Raw genomic sequence first — 16,798 nt, 5'->3', positions numbered from 1 at the left:
TACGGAAGGGTTATTCCGCCCCCACCAGTTCGGTGGCCAGGCGCTGCTGCAGATTCTGGGCCTCCTGCTGGCGGCGCCACATGGCGGCGTAGTGTCCGTCCGCCTCCAGCAACTGGGCGTGGCGGCCGCGCTCGACGATGCGGCCCGCCTCGAGGACCACGATCTCGTCGGCGTCGACCACCGTGGACAGGCGGTGGGCGACGATCAGGGTGGTGCGGTCCCGCGAGACCTCGCGCAAGGATTCCTGGATCTCCTTCTCGGTCTGGGTGTCCAGCGCGCTGGTGGCCTCGTCGAAGATCAGGATGGAGGGGCGCTTCAGAATAGTGCGCGCGATGGCGACGCGCTGCTTCTCGCCGCCCGACAGCTTCAGGCCGCGCTCGCCCACCTTGGTGTCGTAGCCCTGGGGCAGGCTTTGCACGAAGTCGTGGATACGGGCCAGCCGCGCCGCCTCCTCGATCTCGTCCTGGGTGGCGCCGGGACGTCCGTAGGCGATGTTGTAGCGGATGGTGTCGTTGAACAGCACGGTGTCCTGGGGGACGATGCCGATGGCGGCGCGCAACGAGCCTTGGGTCACGTCGCGGATGTCCTGGCCGTCGATGGCGATGCGTCCTTCGCCCACGTCGTAGAAGCGGAACAGCAGGCGCGAGATGGTGCTCTTGCCCGCCCCCGACGGCCCGACGATGGCCAGGGTGTGGCCGGCGGGCACGGTGAAGTCGACGCCGCCCAGGATCTGGCGGTCGGGGTTGTAGCCGAAGGCGACGCCGTCGAAGCGCACCTCGCCGCCCGCCAGCGCCAGCGGGGTGGCGCCGGGCGAATCCTCGATCTCGGCGTTTTCCTTCAGCAGCCGGAACATGGATTCCATGTCGGTCAGCGACTGCTTGATCTCGCGGTAGACGAAGCCCAGGAAGTTCAGCGGCAGGTACAGCTGGACCAGATAGGCGTTGACCAGCACGAAATCGCCCAGCGTCATGGTGCCGTCGGCCACCCCTTGGGCGGCGCGGATCATCACCAGGGTCAGGCCGATGGCGATGACCGCCCCCTGGCCCATGTTGAGCATGGACAGCGTCACCTTGCTCTTGCTGGCGGCCTGCTCGTAGCGGGCCAGGGCCTTGTCGTAGCGCCCGGCCTCGTGCGCCTCGTTGCAGAAGTACTTCACCGTCTCGAAATTGAGCAGCGAATCGATGGCCTTGGTCGAGGCCTCGGAATCCGTCTCGTTCATGGCGCGGCGGAACTTGGTCCGCCACTCGGTGACCCCTAGGGTGAAGGCGATGTAGACGGCGATGGTCGCCGCGGTGATCAGCGCGAACACACCGTCATAGAGGCCCCACAGGATGGCGGTGACCAGCCCGATTTCCAGCAGGGTCGGCAGGATGTTGAACAGCATGAAGTTCAACAGGAACTCGATGCCCTTGGTGCCGCGCTCGATGGCCCTGGACACCCCGCCGGTCTGGCGGTCCAGGTGGAAGCGCAGGCCAAGGCGGTGCAGGTGGGTGAACACGCCCAGGCCCACCTTGCGGATGGCCCGCTGCGCCACCTTGACGAAGACGATGTCGCGCAGCTCGGCGAAGCTGCCGGCCATGACGCGGGCCGCGCCATAGGCCACCAGCAGGGCCAGCGGCACCAGGACCGGGGTCAGCGACAAGCTGTCGACCGCCTGCTTGTAGAGCAGGGGAATGCCGACGCCGACCCCCTTGGCCGCCACCAGCAGGATCATGGCCGCTACCACGCGCATGCGCAATTCGGGCTCGCCCGGCGGCCAAAGATAGGGGAACAGCGTGCGGAGCGTGGTCCAGTCGGCGGCCGGCCCCTGGCCGCGCCCCTTGTCCCACGAGGAAGGATCGCGTCGTCTCATCCTTCCAAGATGAGGGGGGAAACGCCGCGCCGCAACCTTGGAGTCATTTTCATGAGGGTTAAAGGTTCATCGGCGGTTCATGTTACCGCGGCTAGGGTCTGGCGCGTCACATCAACCCGGAGAAACGTTCCATGTCCCGTCCCGTCATATTGGCCACCTTGCTGGCCGCCCTGTCCCTTTCCGCGCCCGTTCTGGCCGCCTCCGGCCATTCCCACGACGAATCCGGGCCCGCCGCCGGCGGCCTGACCCTCGACCACGGACGGAAGTGGCAGACCGACGCCCCCCTGCGCCAGGGCATGGCCGCCATCGGCGGCGACCTGCGCGCCGCCCTGGGGCCGGTCCACGACAAGCGCTATTCCCCCCGCGAGTTCGAGGCCCTGGCCGCCTCGATCCAGGGCCATATCGACACCATCGCCCAGCAGTGCAAGCTGCCCGAGGCGGTGGACGCCCAGCTGCATATCGTGCTGGCCGATCTGATCTCGGCCACCGACGTCATGAAGGGCAAGGGCGGCGACCGCGCCGGCGGCGTGGTGTCGGCGCTCAAGGCGCTGGACCGCTACCAGGCCCATTTCGACCATCCCGGCTGGAAGCCGGTCGGCCACTGACGCAAGCCCAACAAATTCCGGCACGCTTCGACGATTGCTCCGGCAAGGGGCGTATGACTATTGTAGCGGCGCGGGAAAAATGAGGGCTCATACGTAGATGCGTCATCCGACGGTGACCCAGTCGGTCGAAGGGACGGACTGGAAGAAGATCAGGGTGCTGGTGTTCGGCCTGGACGACCAGTTCCGCTTTCTTGCCCGCCAGACGTTCCGCAAGCTGAATGTGCGAGAAGTGACGTCCTTCGATCAGGTCGCCGATCTGGGCAGGTTGTTGGGCCAGGGGTTCGACATCCTGCTCGTCGACCTGGCGTCCAAGCCGGAAGACGGCCTGAAGGTGCTCGAAGGCGTCCGCCGCCCGCTGGGCAATCCCAACGAATCCCTGCCGGTGCTGGCGGTGGCGCCCTCGACCCTGAAGGATTCCATCGACCGCGCCAAGGTGCTGGGCATCGAAGGCGTGGTGCCCAAGCCCATCTCCGGCCATGAACTGGGGCACCGGGTGGGCGAGACCCTGGCCAAGCCGGTGCGCATGGCCCCGCCCGCCCGGCTGGCCGACGCGCCGAAGCGCAATTTCATCAAGGAGGCCGAGCCGCTGCCCGAGCTTGGGGATGGCGGCGACGCTCCGCCGCCCGCCGAAGCCAAGGCGGCGCAATCCCAACCCGAAGCCGTTCCGGAAGTGGCCGCCCTGATGGCCCGGCTGGAGGCGCGGGTCGGCGTTTCGGCGTCGCCGTCGGACCCTCGCCCGGCGCGCAACGGACCGGCCATCGCCTTGACCGGGAAAGACAAGCCGGCGGCGGTTCCCGCCGCGCCCGCCGCGCCCGCTGCCCCATCTCCGGCGCCAAAGAGCCCGGCCCCGAGTGCGGCCCCCGCATCCCCGTCCGCCGCGCCGCGCCCGTCTTCGGGCGGCGGCAATGGCGGCTTCGCCTCGGCCGGGGCCGACGTGCCGGTTCGGCGGCCGTCGGGGGGCAAGCTGTCCGACGAGGATCTGGCCCCGGTCCGCAAGCTGTCCGACGGTTCCATCGAAGTGGCGGGCATCCGTCCCGATCCCGACGCCGAGGAGGCCCGGCGCCGCGCCGCGAAACGCCGCCAGCAATGGGAAGAGGCCATGGCCCAGTCCGGGCACAAGGCCAGAAAGGGCCGCGACGTGGCGGCGCTGGATGTCTCGGCGGTGGTGGCCGAGCATGGCCAGTGGCTGCAGAGCAAGGGGGCCGAGGGCAAGCGCGCCACCTTCACCGGCATGGACCTGGCCGGCGTCGACCTGTCGGGCGCCATTCTCGCCAACGCCACCTTCCGCGAGGTGGACCTGTCGGATTCCTGCCTGGCCGAAGCCCGTCTCGATGGGTCGGACTTTCGCTATGCCACCCTGTCGGCGGCCAATCTGGGCGGGGCCAATCTCGGCGTGGCGGCCCTTCGCCATGCCAAGCTGAACCTCAGCAACCTTGAAGGCGCCGTGCTGCGCGGCACCGACCTGTCGGGCGCCTCCTTGACCGGCGCCCGCACCGCCGGTGCCGACTTCAAGGGTGCCGTCATGATGGGCGCCGACCTGCGCGACGCCGATTTGTCCCGGGTGGAGAATCTCACCCAACTCCAGGTGGATAAGGCAATCTGCGACAAAGCGACCCGGTTGCCGCCAGGGATCTTCCGTCCACTCGCGGAAGATGAACGTCTGTCCTGAGTGCGCCATACAAGGCTGTAAATTGCAATCAGTGCAATTTCAGCCTTGAAAGCTCTTCCGCCAGATACAACATTTAGCCTACTGGACTACAATACTTTAGTATTGTTCCAGAGAGGTCGGAAAGGGTTGGGGGCTTTTCCGTAGGTTTCAATGCGGAGGCGTACCCATCATGCGGCTGACCGACATCAGGATTTCGGCCAAGATCGGCCTGTCGTTTTTGTTCCCGGTTCTCCTGATCCTCGGGTTGGCGGCTTATGTGATCAGCGACAAGGCGCGGGTGGTGGGGGAAACCTCCACCCTGGCCGGCGTCGCTCCGCTCACCGCCGACATCAGCGCCCTGGTCCACGAAGTGCAGAAGGAGCGCGGTGCCTCGGCCGTCTATCTCGGCAGCAAGGGCGAGAAATTCGGAACCGAGCTCAAGGCCCAGCGCAAGCTGACCGACGAGGCGCGCGAAAAGCTGCTCCGCTCTTTGGCCGGCGTGGACACCGCCGCGCTCGGCAAGAGCTTCCCGCCCAAGGTGGAGGCCGCCGCCAAGCGCCTCGACGCGCTGATCGCCACGCGCGGCGCCATCGACACCCTGGCCATCGACGGGCGGGCCACGCTCGCCAATTTCACCGAAACCATCCGCTTCCAGCTGGACGTGGTCGACCAGATCGCGCTGCTGTCCAGCGACGTGCGGGTGGGGCGCATGATCGGTGCCTATCTCCGCCTGATGGAAGGCAAGGAAAAGGCGGGACAGGAGCGGGCCACCGCCGCCGGCGCCTTCGCCGCCGGAAAATTCGAGCCCGACATCTATCGCCGTTTCGTCTCCATCGTCGCCGAGCAGCAGCAGTTTCTGAGCGAGTTCCAGACCAACGCCGCCTCCGAGCAGGTCGAATTCTACCGCACCGCCCTGGACGACGAGGCCACCCGCACGGTGGAGCGCATGCGCAAGATCGGCCTCGACAGCCCGGCCACGGGCAATGTGGGCGACGTCACCGGCCCCGCCTGGTTCGCCGCCGCCACGTCGCGCATCAACCTGCTGAAGAAGGTCGAGGACCGCATGGCGGCCGACGTGCAGGCCCTGGCCGCCCAGGTCAACGGCGACGCCAGGGCGATCTTGTGGACCACCATCCTGGGCGTCGTCGCCGCCCTGGTCGTCGCCCTGGCGGTAGCCTGGACCGTGGTGCGCCAGATGACCTCGGCCATCGGCTCGCTGGTCGCCACCATGGAGCGGCTGTCGGCCGACGATTTCTCGGTGAGCGTGGGCGGCGTCGAGCGCGGCGACGAGATGGGGGCCATGGCCCGCTCGGTGCAGGTCTTCAAGGACGCCATGATGAGGGGCCACGATCTGGCCGACAAGCAGCTGGCCGAGGCCCATCAGCGCGAATTGCGCGGCCAGGCCATCGAGACGCTGGTCAACCGCTTCCAGGGCTCGGCCGAGCGCATGGTCGAGGCGGTCTCCGCCGCCTCGGTGCGCCTGCAGGGCACCGCCGCCTCCATGAGTTCTGCCGCCAGCGACACCAACAGCCGCGCCACCGTGGTGGCGGGCGCCACCGAACTGGCCTCGGCCAATGTCCAGACGGTGGCGGCCGCCGCCGAGGAACTGACCTCGTCGATCCAGGAGATCGGCCGGCAGGTCCACCGTTCGGCCGAAATCTCCGGCAACGCCGTGGCCGAGGCCGGCGAGGCCCAGGACACGGTCGCCGGCCTGGCCACCATGGTCGGCAAGATCGGCGAGGTGGTGACCCTGATCAACGACATCGCGTCCCAGACCAACCTGCTGGCCTTGAACGCCACCATCGAGGCGGCCCGCGCCGGCGAGGCGGGCAAGGGCTTCGCCGTGGTGGCGGGCGAGGTGAAGAATCTCGCCAACCAGACGGCGCGCGCCACCGGCGAGATCGGCCAGCAGATCGCCTCGGTGCAGCAGCAGACCGAACGGGTGGTCCAGGCCATCCACGACATCGTCGCCATCATCCGCGAGGTGGGCGAGATCACCGCCGGCATCGCCAGCGCGGTGGAGGAGCAGAGCGCCGCCACCCAGGAAATCGCCCGCAGCGTCGAGCAGGCCGCCGCCGGCACCGCCGAGGTCTCGGCCAATGTGGGCGGGGTTCAGGATGCCGCCGGCCGCACCGGCGCCGCCGCCGACGAGGTGCTGGGCGCGTCGAAGGCCATGGGTGACGAGGCGGTACGCCTCAAGACCACCATCGACGGCTTCCTGGGCGATATCCGGGCGGTGTAGGGGGGGCCACCATCGTCACCCCCGGACTTGATCCGGGGGGCCATGGATTGCCGGGTCAAGCCCGGCAATGACGGTCATTGGCGTAAAATGGACGGCTTGCGGATGCCTCAGCGCGCCTTGTCCAGCGCCGCCAGCACTTCCGCTTCGCTCAGCAGTTCGGGTAGGGCGATGCCGTCGGGGGCGCTGGGGCCGTAGACGGCGTTGAAGGGGATGCCATAGCGCCCGAACGAGGCCAGATAGCGGGAAATGCTTTCGTCGGGCCGGGTCCAGTCGGCGCGCAAGGCCTCCACGCCGGGCGAGGTCAGGCGACGGGCCACCTCGCCCCGCTCGATCACCGCCGCCTTGTTGACCTTGCAGGTGATGCACCAATCGGCGGTGACGTCCACGAACACCACCTTGCCGTCGGCCACCAGCCGCGCCACGGTCTGGGACTCAAAGCGGCCCCAGGTCACGGCGCCGCCGGTCTCGGGGCCGGTTTCGCCGTTGGCCGAGCCGTGGAAGGGGGCGGCCAGGGCCAGCCCGGCCAGGGCCACCACGCAGGCGGTCACCGCCGGCCGCGCCGCCGCCGGCAGCTTGTGGCGCAGGCCCAGGGTGGCGACGGCCGCCGCCATGGCCCCGCCGGTGATCAGCGCGGCCCAAATTCCCGCCTGGACCATCAGCACGCTGAGCAACCACAGCCCGGTGCCGGCCAAAGCGAGGCCCAGGACCTTGCGCACCGTGACCATCCAGCGTCCGGGCTTGGGCAGCTTCAGGGCCAGATCGGGCCAGATCGCCACCGCCAGATAGGGGACCGCCATGCCGATGCCCAGCGCGGCGAAGATCAGCACGATCTCGGCCGGGCCCCGCGCCAGGGCGAAGCCGATGGCGGTGCCCAGGAAGGGGGCCGAGCACGGGGTGGCCAGCAAGGTGGCGAAGGCGCCCGACAGGAAATGGCCCAGCACGGTGTGATGGGGGATGCCGCCGCCCCGGTTGAACAGGAAGGCGGGCATGGGAATCTCGAACATGCCCCACAGATTGGCGGCGAACAGGGCCAACAGCACCACCATCAGGGCCAGGAAGCCCGGCTGCTGGAACTGGATGCCCCAGCCCACCGCCGCGCCCGCCTGTTTCAGCCCGATGGCCAGGGCGGCCAGCGCCAGGAACGAGGCGACGATGCCCACGCCAGAGGCGACGAAGCTGGCCCGCACATGGGAACGCTCGCCGCCGCCATGGCCCAGCACGCCGATCACCTTGATGGACAGCACCGGCAGCACGCAGGGCATCAGGTTGAGGATCAGCCCGCCCAACAGCGCCACCAGCAGCATGCCGGCCAGCCCGGGGGCCTCGCCCGCCGCCACCGGCGATGCCGTGCCGGCAACCGGAACCATGGCGGTCTCGAAGGCGCGCATTCCGTCGGTGACGGTGACGGTCATGGGGGCGCCGGCCAGGGGCTTCATCAGCGCGCCGGCGGGCACCGGAATGTCGAACACCGCCCGGCGGCGGTCGGACGACAGGCTGATTCGGGGCTGGCCGAAGGCGGCCACGTCCTCGGCCTCGACGAAGGCGTCGGGATCGCTGAACGGCTCCATGGACGAGACGGCGAGGCGCAAGGCGGACGTCTCGCCGCCGCCCAGGGCCTCGGCGGACTCCAGGGACAGGCCGTGGCGGCGGCCGTCGCCGGGCACCAGGGCGGCAAAGCGGCCGATATCGTGGGCGAAGGCCGAGGGCTCGGCCGGGCCGGTCGACAGGTCCAGGCTCAGCTCGGCCTTCTGCGGCACGCAGATCTGGGCGCAGGCCAGGAAGTCCACCGCCAGGCGGGCCGCCACGGGCCGCGAGGGCTCGGGCGCGCGGGCGTCGAGCGGCAGGATCACCTCGCCCATATAGCCGTAATTCTGCAACCCGGCCAATACGAAGCGGTGGGGGGCGGGCCAGCGCGGCTGGGGATTGTCCAGATTGGCGGAACCGGCCCAGTCCAGCTTGGGCGGATAGCCGGCGTCGCCCGGCGTGCGCCAATAGATCTTCCAACCCGGCTCCAGCTTGAAATGCAGGCCCAGGCGCAACTGGCCGGTCTCTCCCGTGCCCGTGGCGGCGGAAATCAGGCGGACCTTGCCGGATTCGCTGGTCGCCCATTCCGACGCTCCCGGCTCCGCCGCCGTGGCGGGCAGTCCGACAACCGCCAGCAGGGCCGCCATCAGCATCGTCCGTAACCAGTTCATCCGCACCATGACCGCCTTCCTTGGAATACGTGGCCGGAACAACAGCACCGCCGGCTATCGGGTGTCAATGACGGCGCGCATCCGGTTCTTGGGCTTCGCCCCCCGGGCACGAATTGTTACGCTCGATTGACCGATTCTCCGGCGAGGCGGATACTTCCTAAGGATAGGCCGGTCAACGGGGGCGGGATGGGGCTGGACATCGCCTGCGGGAATGAGCGCTACGGCCGGGTGAAGCTTACCGGCGACGCCTGGGGCGGGCTGGCCGCCATGCTGGTGGCGCTGCCGTCGGCCATCGCCTTCGGCGTCACCATCTTCGCGCCCCTGGGCGGCTCGCTGGCGGCGCAAGGCGCCATGGCCGGCATTCTCGGCGCCACGGCTCTCGGCATGCTCGCCCCGCTGTTCGGCAGCAGCGCCCGGCTGATCAGCGCGCCCTGCGCGCCTGCGGCGGCCATGCTGTCGGCCCAGGCCTATACCCTGACCGGCCAGGGGCTGCCGGCGGGCAGCATCGTGCTGCTGCTGGGCCTGACCGCCTTGCTGGCCGGGCTGTTCCAGATCGCGCTGGGATTGCTGCGCATCGGCCGGCTGATCAAGTTCATTCCCTATCCCGTGGTCTGCGGCTATCTCAGCGGCGTCGGCCTGATCATCATCGGCAGCCAGATCCCCAAGCTGCTGGGCGTGCCCGGGGGCGTCAGCCTGTGGGCCGCCCTCAGCCTTCCGTCCCTGTGGGTGTGGCAAAGCGTGGTGGTCGGCGCGGTGGTGATCGCCGTGATGGTGCTGACGCCGCGCATCACCCGATCGGTGCCGCCGGCCATCCTGGCCCTGGCGGCGGGGCTGGCCGCCTATTTCGCCCTGGCGGCCTTCGATCCCGCCCTGATGACCATCGACGGCAACCGCCTGCTGGTGGGAAAGATCTCCGCCGGAGGCTATGGCGTGGGCGCCACCATCGGCCAGCATTGGCGCTCGCTGGGGGCATTGGAGCCGGAAATCCTGCTCGAGGTGGTGATTCCGGCGCTCACCCTGGCGGCGCTGTTGTCCATCGACACGCTGAAGACCTGCGTCGTGCTCGACGCCATGACCAATTCCACCAGCAATCCCGACCGCGACCTGCTGGGCCAGGGGATCGGCAACGCGGCTTCCGCCCTGGTGGGCGGCGTACCCGGGGCCGGGACCATGGGGGCCTCGCTGATCAACGTCAACAGCGGGGCCAGCACCAGGGTGTCGGGCCTGCTGGCGGGAAGCCTGTGCTTCGCCGCCTTTCTGGTGCTGTCGCCGGTGATCGCCTGGGTGCCGGTGCCGGCCCTGGCGGCCATCCTGATCGTCATCGGCTTTCGCATGATCGACCGCCATTCGCTGGCGTTCTTCTATACCCCGGCCACGCGGCTGGATTTCCTGGTCATCACCGCGGTGATCGTCGTCGCCCTGTTCGGCAACCTGATCGCCGCGTCGGGGGTGGGGGTGGCCTTCGCCATTCTGCTGTTCATCCGCGAGCAGACCCGCAGCACGGTGGTCCGCAACCGCATCGAGGGCAACCAGATCTTCTCCAAGCGCCTGCGCAGTTCCGACGAGACGGCCCAGGCCGAGCAGGGGCCGTGCGACACCGTCGTCTTCGAATTGCAGGGCAGCCTGTTCTTCGGCACCGCCAGCCAGCTGCACGCCGCCCTGGAACCCGAGACCCACAGCCGCAAGTTCGTCATCCTCAGTATGCGCCGGGTGCAGTCGCTCGACCTTACCGCCACCCACGTGCTGGAGCAGATCAAGGACCGGCTGGAGGAGAACGACGCCTTCCTGGTGTTCTGCGACATCCCCAAGGGGCTGCCCAGCGGCCTCAAGATGAAGCGCTTTCTCAAGGATACCGGCGTGGTGCGCCCCACCAACAAGGCCTTCGCCTTCCGCCAGCTGGACGAGGCTCTGGAATGGGTGGAGGAGCAGCGCACCGGCGTCCGCGACGCCGAGGGCGACGGCGAGCTGGTTCTGGGCATCGCCGACATGCCCATGTTCGCCGGATTGCCGCCCGAGACCCTGGCCGATCTGAACGCGACGGTGACGTTGCGGCCCGTCCATGCCGGCAAGAAGGTGTTCAAGGCGGGCGTGGCGGGCGACGAACTGTTCCTGATCCGGCGGGGAACCGTCAGGATCACGCTGCCCATCCACAAGAAGGAGCATTACCACCTGGCCACCTGCGGCCCGGGCGAGATCATCGGCGGCATCGGCTTTCTCGACGCCGGCAACCATGCCGCCGACGCCGTGGCCATAACCGAGGTGGAAGTCTATGTGCTGAGCCGCGAGGGGTTCACCGCGCTGGGCGAGCGGCACCCCGGCCTGGCGTTCCGGCTGATCGAAAACGTCGCCCTCAACCTGGCGGACAGGTTGAGGGCGACGGTCTCGGAAATCCATGCCCTGAGGGGGTAGGATTCGGCAACTCGACGTTGAGGCGCCCTTCCTTTCTCCGTCACCCCCGGACTTGATCCGGGGGTCTGGATTGCCGGGTCAAGCCCGGCAATGACGGTCAATGGGTTAAGACTTTACGGTCTACCGCGCCCCGGCCGAGGACAACGGCTTGGCCCGCCGCGAGGCGCGCTCCAGATCGGCGTTGGACTTGGGTGCCGGCTTCTTCAGCGAGGGCGGAAGGGGCGGCGGGGCCGAGGCCATGGAGGGCACAGCGGCGTTGCTGGGCACGCCGCTCACCGCTTGCGGCGCGGGGCGCACCGGCGCGCTGGCCGGCATGCCGCTGTCCAGGTCGATGGCGTAGGCCAGCGCCGCCAGGGTGGCCGACTTCATGCCGGGCATGGAACGCGGCCAGGGACGCTGGGTCTCCAGATGCTTGGCCAGCTTCTGGACCGCCCACAGGGCGCAGTGGGGGCCGAAGGCCTGGCGGAAGCCCTTCATCTCCAGCCGGGTATAGGCGGTGAACAGGAACACCGTCACCGGCTTCAGCGCGTATTCCATGGCGGGGAAGATCATGTCCACCGCCTTGTTCTCCATGACGGCGATCTGCGACACCGCCTTGCGCAGCGCCACCTCGTCCATGTCGGTGAACACGGCGTCCAGGCCCTGCTTGGTGAAGGCTTCCATCAGGGCGTTGGAATCGATGCTGCCGTCCACGGCGCGCAGGCGTCTGGCGTCTTCCAGCAGCAGCGGCAGGCGCCCGTCGGGCCCCAGCCCCTCGGCCGCCAGGATGTCGATCTGCGCCGATTCGCGCAGCTTCAGGATGCGCGGCCCCAGGACGCGCACCGTGCTGGGATGCAGGGTCGAATAGCTGGGGATCAGCTGGGCCTGCCATTCGTAGCGCAAATTGTCGCGGAAGACCTCGTAGAGCTTGTCGCCCGGTCCCTTGGGCGCCGCGACGGGGGCGCGGTGGACGGGCTTCTTGATGCCCAGCTTGATGGCGGTCTTGTGCAGCAGCGACGGCGCCTGGACCACGATGGGCGGCGCCTCGGGGGCCGGCATGGCCTCGCGGAAATAGCGCTTGGCCGAGGCCCGCACCACCAGCGCCACCACGTGGTCCAGGGTGCGGCCGCACCACATTTCCTCGTCGCCGGCGGTGATGGGACGCTTGTCCCTGCGCATGACGATCTTGCGGAACAGGTCAGGCTGGTTGCGGAACACCTGGAAGCATTCGTGCAGCAGCCCAGGCGTGTTCAGCACGTGGTCGTAGACCTCGTGCGGCGCAACGGTGGAAAGCTGTCCGATATTGACTCGGAGGATGTCCGCGACCTGGGTGCGCAAGGTATCGCGCACTACGTCCAGCCCGTCGTCCTTCTGCGGCTCTGGCCCTTTGCGGGCTTTGATGCTTGCGCTCACACTCTCCCCCCCGGGAAGTGATGATTATGCCCATAACCCTACGATCAGAATGGTCATGGATTGGCGCAAACATCAATAAATTGTTAATAAATCCATACTTCAGTTTGTGGTTCGCCATATATGCCTAGTTGTGACGACAGCCCGATTCGGTTGTCGTCCCCAATTGTTGCGGCAGCAGACGAAGCGCCGTCATGCCCAGGGTGGCGATGGCCAGGGCGATGGCCATGCCGCCCAGGCCCAGCATCACTTCCCAGGCGCTGGGGGCATAGGCGTGGACGTGGCCGTCGGCGAAGGTGGACGACGCCTCCATGCCGGGAAACAGGTCCAGCGGCCAGACCTGGCCGCCGATGATGATCACCCAGACCTGAGCCAGTCCGCCCAGCACCACCAGGATCGAGGCCATCATGGCGCGCTTGCGGGCCGCATGGCCGCAGCCGCCATAGGCGATGGCCAGGGGGGCGATGCCGCCCAGGCCCACCTGACCCACCCAGAACAGGGTGGTGTGAAGGCCGCCGTTCCACAGGATGAAGGCTTCCACCCCGCCGCGTCCGGCGAAATACAGCTGGGTGACGTGATGGAGCGCGGTGAAATAGAGATTGGCGGCGACGAACAGGCCCAGCAGGCGCACCAGCCGGGCGGACAAATCGTCGCCCAGCGGGCGCCGGGTCATCTTGAACGACACCGACAGGACCAGGATGAACGCCGCCAGGCCGTAGGCGAAGGACATGGCGATGAAGAGCGGCGCCATCACCGCCGCGCCATAGGCCTCGCGCGCCGCCAGGAAGCCGAAGATGCACCCGGTGCCGGTGGTCAGGACCAGCCGCCAGAGAAAGGCGGCCAGGGCGGCCGGCTTGTAGAAGCGCTTGGCCCGCCAGTCCATCATGGTCCACAGATAGACGCCCACCACGGCCATGAAGCCGGAATAGAGGATGACGTTCCAGGCGAAGATGGACTTGAAATTGAAATGGGTCATGGCGACGAACAGGCGGTCGGGCCGCCCGAGATCGAGGACCAGCACGGCGAGGCCGCCCCCCAGCAGCGCCACCGCCAGCAGGGCCGACAGGCGGCCCAGCGGCTGGTAATCACCCCGCCCGAACACCGAACCCATGGAGGCGACGTTGAGCGCGCCGGAAGCCGCGACGATCAGGAACACGGCGAAGACGTGGGGCACGCCCCACACCACCTGATTGGTCATGCCGGTGACCCAATGGCCCTGGTGCTCCATGTGGAAGACGGCGCCCAGCGCCACCAAGATCACGGCGCCAAGGCCCGCCATCAGGGCCAGCCAGCCCCGCGTGTAGGGGCGCACCTGGGTGTAGGTGGTGGTGGTGCTCATGGCTCAGATCCCCTGGTACCGGATGGCGGGCTCCAGCCCCAGATCGGCGCGGATGCGGGTGGTGGCCTCGCGCGCCACCCGTTGCGCAATCTCGGACTTGGGGTCGTTCAAATCCCCGAACAGCATGGCGCCCTTGGCCTTTGCCGCGCAGGCCTCGACGCAGGCCGGCGGGCGTCCCTCGTCGATGCGGTGGACGCACAGCGTGCAGCCCTCCACCGTGCCCTTGCCGCGGGGCAGGTGGGGCTGCTGGCCCTTCTGGTCCTCGTGGGCGAAGGAGCGCGCCTTGTAGGGGCACGCCATCATGCAATAGCGGCAGCCGATGCAGATGTGACGGTCCACCAGCACGATGCCGTCGGCCCGCTTCATGGAGGCGCCGGTGGGGCAGACGTCGACGCAAGCCGGCTTGGCGCAGTGCTGGCACATGACCGGCAGCGAGTGGGCCGCCCCGGTGGCGGGGTCGCGCAGGTTGACCTTGCGCACGTACTGGGCGTCGGTCAGCGGCCGGTCATGGCCGGCGAGACCCATTTCCGTCTTGCAGGCTTCGACGCAAACGGTGCATTCGGCGCCGCATTTGGCGGTGTCGATCAGCATTGCCCAGCGGTTCCGCGCCGACGCCGGCTCGCCCGGTGCGCGGGCAAGAGCAGGGGCGGCGACCAGCACCGCGCCCGAGGCAAGGATCACCTGGCGGCGGGACAGTTCGGTCATCGCGACGCCTCCCTGACCGGGGATTTGGGCGTGGCGGCGTGGCATTCGAAGCAATCGGGCTTGGCCGCCACGTAAGAATGGCACGACTGGCAGAACTGGCCGGGATCGTTGACCGGCAGTACCTTGCCCGCAGAATCGGTGGCGGCGTGGCACTCGACGCAGGCCTTCAGCGACGCCTTGGCGCCCCGGATACCAAGCCGCAGCGTGTCGTCACGCTGGTGCTTCAGCATGTCCGCGTGGTCGCGCCGCATCACCTCGTTGGGGGCGATGCAGGCCTCGCCCTTGGGTTTGGGCCAGTGGGGCAGGTCGGCGGCGAAGGCCGAAGCCGCCGCCGCGCTCACCATCAACAGCACTCCCAACAGCAGCCGAGCCAGCATCCCTATTCCCCCAGCCCCATCTGGATGTAGCCGGTGGGGCAGACGTCCTTGCAGATGTGGCAGCCGATGCACTTGGAATAGTCGGTTTCCACATAGCGGCCGGTGGTGCGCTCGCTCTTCTTGACCCGGCTGACGGCGGTCTGCGGGCAGAACACCACGCAATTGTCGCATTCGAAGCATAGGCCGCAGGACATGCAGCGCTTGGCCTCGTCCACCACCTCGGCATCGGTGAGCAGCAGCAGGCGCTCGTCGAAATTGCCGATCACCTTGTCGGCGTCGATATGCACCTCGTGGCGGTGGTGGCGCGCCGTGCGGGTGAAGTGCCCCAGATACAGGTCGTCGTGGGGGATGATCTCGGCCGCCGCCCGGTTCTCGAAATTGTGGACGGCGAACTTGGCCTCGAAGGTGCCGCGCACCGGGCCGGGCTCGTAATGGGCCGGGTCCAGGTTGCTTTCGTGCAGCTTGGCCAGCAGGTTGAAGTGATGCACGTCCACCTTGGGCCTTTTCGCCACGTCGCCGGTTTCCAGGAACTCGCCGATGCCGGCCGAGGCCACGCGGCCATGGCCGATGGCGGTGGTGAGCAGATGCGGCTTGACCACGTCGCCGCCCACGAAGTGCTTGGGCTTGCCCGGCACGCGATAGGCCTTGTCGGCGTTGATGAAGCCCTTGCCGTTGTCCATCTCGGGCAGGTCGGCCAGGTCGCCCGCCTGGCCGATGGCGGAGACCACCAGATCGGCGTCCAGGGTGAACTCGGTGCCCTCGACCGGCTTGGGGGTGGTGCCCTCCATGGTGCATTGGCAGAGCTTGAGGCCCACGGCGCGGCCGTCCGGCCCCTTGATCACTTCCAGCGGCATGATGCCGCCCCGGATGTCGACGCCTTCACGCTTGGCGTCGTCGATCTCGCGCTGGGCGGCAAACATCTTCTCCACCGGGAACAGCGAGGTCAGCGTGACAGTCGCGCCTTCGCGGCGCGCCGTGGCCGCCACGTCGTGGGCCACGTGGCCTAAGATGACGTTGTCGGCGCGGTCCTGCTCGGAGACCTTGTCGATATGACCCAGGCGGCGCGCCACCGAGGCCACGTCGATGGAGGTGTCGCCGCCGCCCACCACGATGATGCGTCCGGGAACGTGCTGCAGGCGCCCTTCGTTGAAGGCCTTCAGGAAGGCGACGCCCGACACGCAGTTGACGGTGTCCTTCCAGCCGGGAATGGGCAGGCCGCGGCCCGCATGGGTGCCGATGCCCCAGAAGATGGCGTCGAACTTCTCTTCCAGTTCCGACACGGTGATGTCGGTGCCGATGCGGCACTTGGCGCGCACGGTGATGCCCATGTTCAGGATGCGGTTGATCTCGGCGTCCAGCACTTCACGCGGCGTGCGGTAGCCGGGGATGCCGTAGCGGACATAGCCGCCCAGCTCGGCCTTTTCCTCGAACACCGTCACCGCATGGCCGGCGCGGCGCAGGTGATAGGCCGCCGACAGGCCGGCCGGGCCGCCGCCCACCACGGCGACGTGCTTGCCCGTCTCGCGCTCGGGCTTGGGGAAGGTGAGCTTGTTGGCGATGGCCCAGTCGCCGATATGGTGTTCGACCGAATTGATGCCGACGTGTTCCTCGACCATGTTGCGGTTGCAGCCGCTTTCGCACGGCGCCGGGCAGACGCGGCCCATGATGGCGGGGAAGGGGTTGGCCTCGGTCATGCGGCGGAAGGCGTATTCCTGCCAGGCCATGCCCGCCGGGGGCTTTTCCACGCCGCGCACGATGTCCAGCCAGCCGCGGATGTCGTGACCCGAGGGGCACGAGCCCGAGCAGGGCGGCGTCCTCAGCACATAGGTCGGGCATTTGTGCGACCAGCCGGCCTTGAAGATCTCTTCCTGCCAGTGCTGGGGCTGGGAATCGCCATCCTTGTAGCGGCGGTAATTCCGTCCCTCGGTGGTGGTCTCGGCTTTGGCGGCCATGCGGGCTCTCCCTCTCGTTGTTCCGTCCCTTTTGACCGTTTCCCTTTCCCGTCACCCCCGGACTTGATCCGGGGGTCCATGGATG

General features: G+C 68.3%; 11 protein-coding genes. 4 read left to right on the top strand and 7 right to left on the bottom strand.

Going from position 1 to position 16,798, the window contains the following annotated elements; all coding sequences use genetic code 11:
• Positions 1–10: 10 nt before the first annotated feature.
• Positions 11–1,852: an ABC transporter ATP-binding protein/permease gene (locus XM1_RS19640; protein WP_068436481.1), complete on the bottom strand. Its 1,842-nt coding sequence runs from the start codon at positions 1,850–1,852 to the stop codon at positions 11–13.
• A 131-nt stretch (positions 1,853–1,983) separates the two neighbouring features.
• Between XM1_RS19640 and XM1_RS19635 the strand changes: the two genes are divergently transcribed.
• From XM1_RS19635 to XM1_RS19625, 3 genes are all read left to right on the top strand, one after another.
• Positions 1,984–2,457 carry a hypothetical protein gene (locus XM1_RS19635; protein ID WP_068436479.1) on the top strand — a complete coding sequence of 158 codons (474 nt, stop codon included), beginning with the start codon at positions 1,984–1,986 and terminating at the stop codon, positions 2,455–2,457.
• A 97-nt stretch (positions 2,458–2,554) separates the two neighbouring features.
• Positions 2,555–4,126, top strand: a complete 1,572-nt coding sequence (locus tag XM1_RS19630) for a pentapeptide repeat-containing protein (RefSeq protein WP_068436477.1) — start codon at positions 2,555–2,557, stop codon at positions 4,124–4,126.
• Between the two features lie 169 nt (positions 4,127–4,295).
• Entirely contained in the window at positions 4,296–6,347 is a 2,052-nt protein-coding gene (locus XM1_RS19625) for a methyl-accepting chemotaxis protein (protein WP_231920596.1), read from the top strand.
• A 107-nt stretch (positions 6,348–6,454) separates the two neighbouring features.
• On the opposite strand, the gene XM1_RS19620 is transcribed toward XM1_RS19625, so the two are convergent.
• Positions 6,455–8,551, bottom strand: a complete 2,097-nt coding sequence (locus XM1_RS19620; protein WP_082700620.1) for a protein-disulfide reductase DsbD — start codon at positions 8,549–8,551, stop codon at positions 6,455–6,457.
• Between the two features lie 177 nt (positions 8,552–8,728).
• Between XM1_RS19620 and XM1_RS19615 the strand changes: the two genes are divergently transcribed.
• Positions 8,729–10,951: a SulP family inorganic anion transporter gene (locus tag XM1_RS19615; RefSeq protein WP_068436471.1), complete on the top strand. Its 2,223-nt coding sequence runs from the start codon at positions 8,729–8,731 to the stop codon at positions 10,949–10,951.
• A 120-nt stretch (positions 10,952–11,071) separates the two neighbouring features.
• Here XM1_RS19615 and XM1_RS19610 read toward each other — a convergent pair whose 3' ends face one another.
• From XM1_RS19610 to XM1_RS19590, 5 genes are all read right to left on the bottom strand, one after another.
• A complete protein-coding gene (locus tag XM1_RS19610) occupies positions 11,072–12,343 on the bottom strand; it encodes a hypothetical protein (RefSeq protein WP_068436469.1) in 1,272 nt (423 codons plus the stop codon).
• 124 nt (positions 12,344–12,467) lie between these two features.
• Positions 12,468–13,679: an NrfD/PsrC family molybdoenzyme membrane anchor subunit gene (nrfD, locus tag XM1_RS19605; RefSeq protein ID WP_068436466.1), complete on the bottom strand. Its 1,212-nt coding sequence runs from the start codon at positions 13,677–13,679 to the stop codon at positions 12,468–12,470.
• 3 nt (positions 13,680–13,682) lie between these two features.
• On the bottom strand, positions 13,683–14,384 hold the full coding sequence (dsrO, locus tag XM1_RS19600; RefSeq protein WP_068436464.1) for a sulfate reduction electron transfer complex DsrMKJOP subunit DsrO: 702 nt from the start codon (positions 14,382–14,384) through the stop codon (positions 13,683–13,685).
• Positions 14,381–14,761 (bottom strand): cytochrome c3 family protein, encoded by a 381-nt coding sequence (locus tag XM1_RS19595; RefSeq protein WP_068436462.1) that lies wholly within the window; start codon positions 14,759–14,761, stop codon positions 14,381–14,383. The genes dsrO and XM1_RS19595 overlap by 4 nt, the downstream gene beginning before the upstream one ends.
• Before the next feature lie 2 nt (positions 14,762–14,763).
• Positions 14,764–16,713, bottom strand: coding sequence for an NAD(P)-binding protein (locus XM1_RS19590; protein ID WP_068436460.1), 1,950 nt, complete (start codon positions 16,711–16,713; stop codon positions 14,764–14,766).
• Positions 16,714–16,798 lie beyond the last annotated feature (85 nt).

Origin of the sequence: Magnetospirillum sp. XM-1 (assembly GCF_001511835.1) — a bacterium.
In the GTDB taxonomy this organism is placed as follows: domain Bacteria; phylum Pseudomonadota; class Alphaproteobacteria; order Rhodospirillales; family Magnetospirillaceae; genus Phaeospirillum.
Note: the sequence above shows the minus strand (reverse complement) of the source record. Positions and strands in the feature narration are given on the sequence as shown.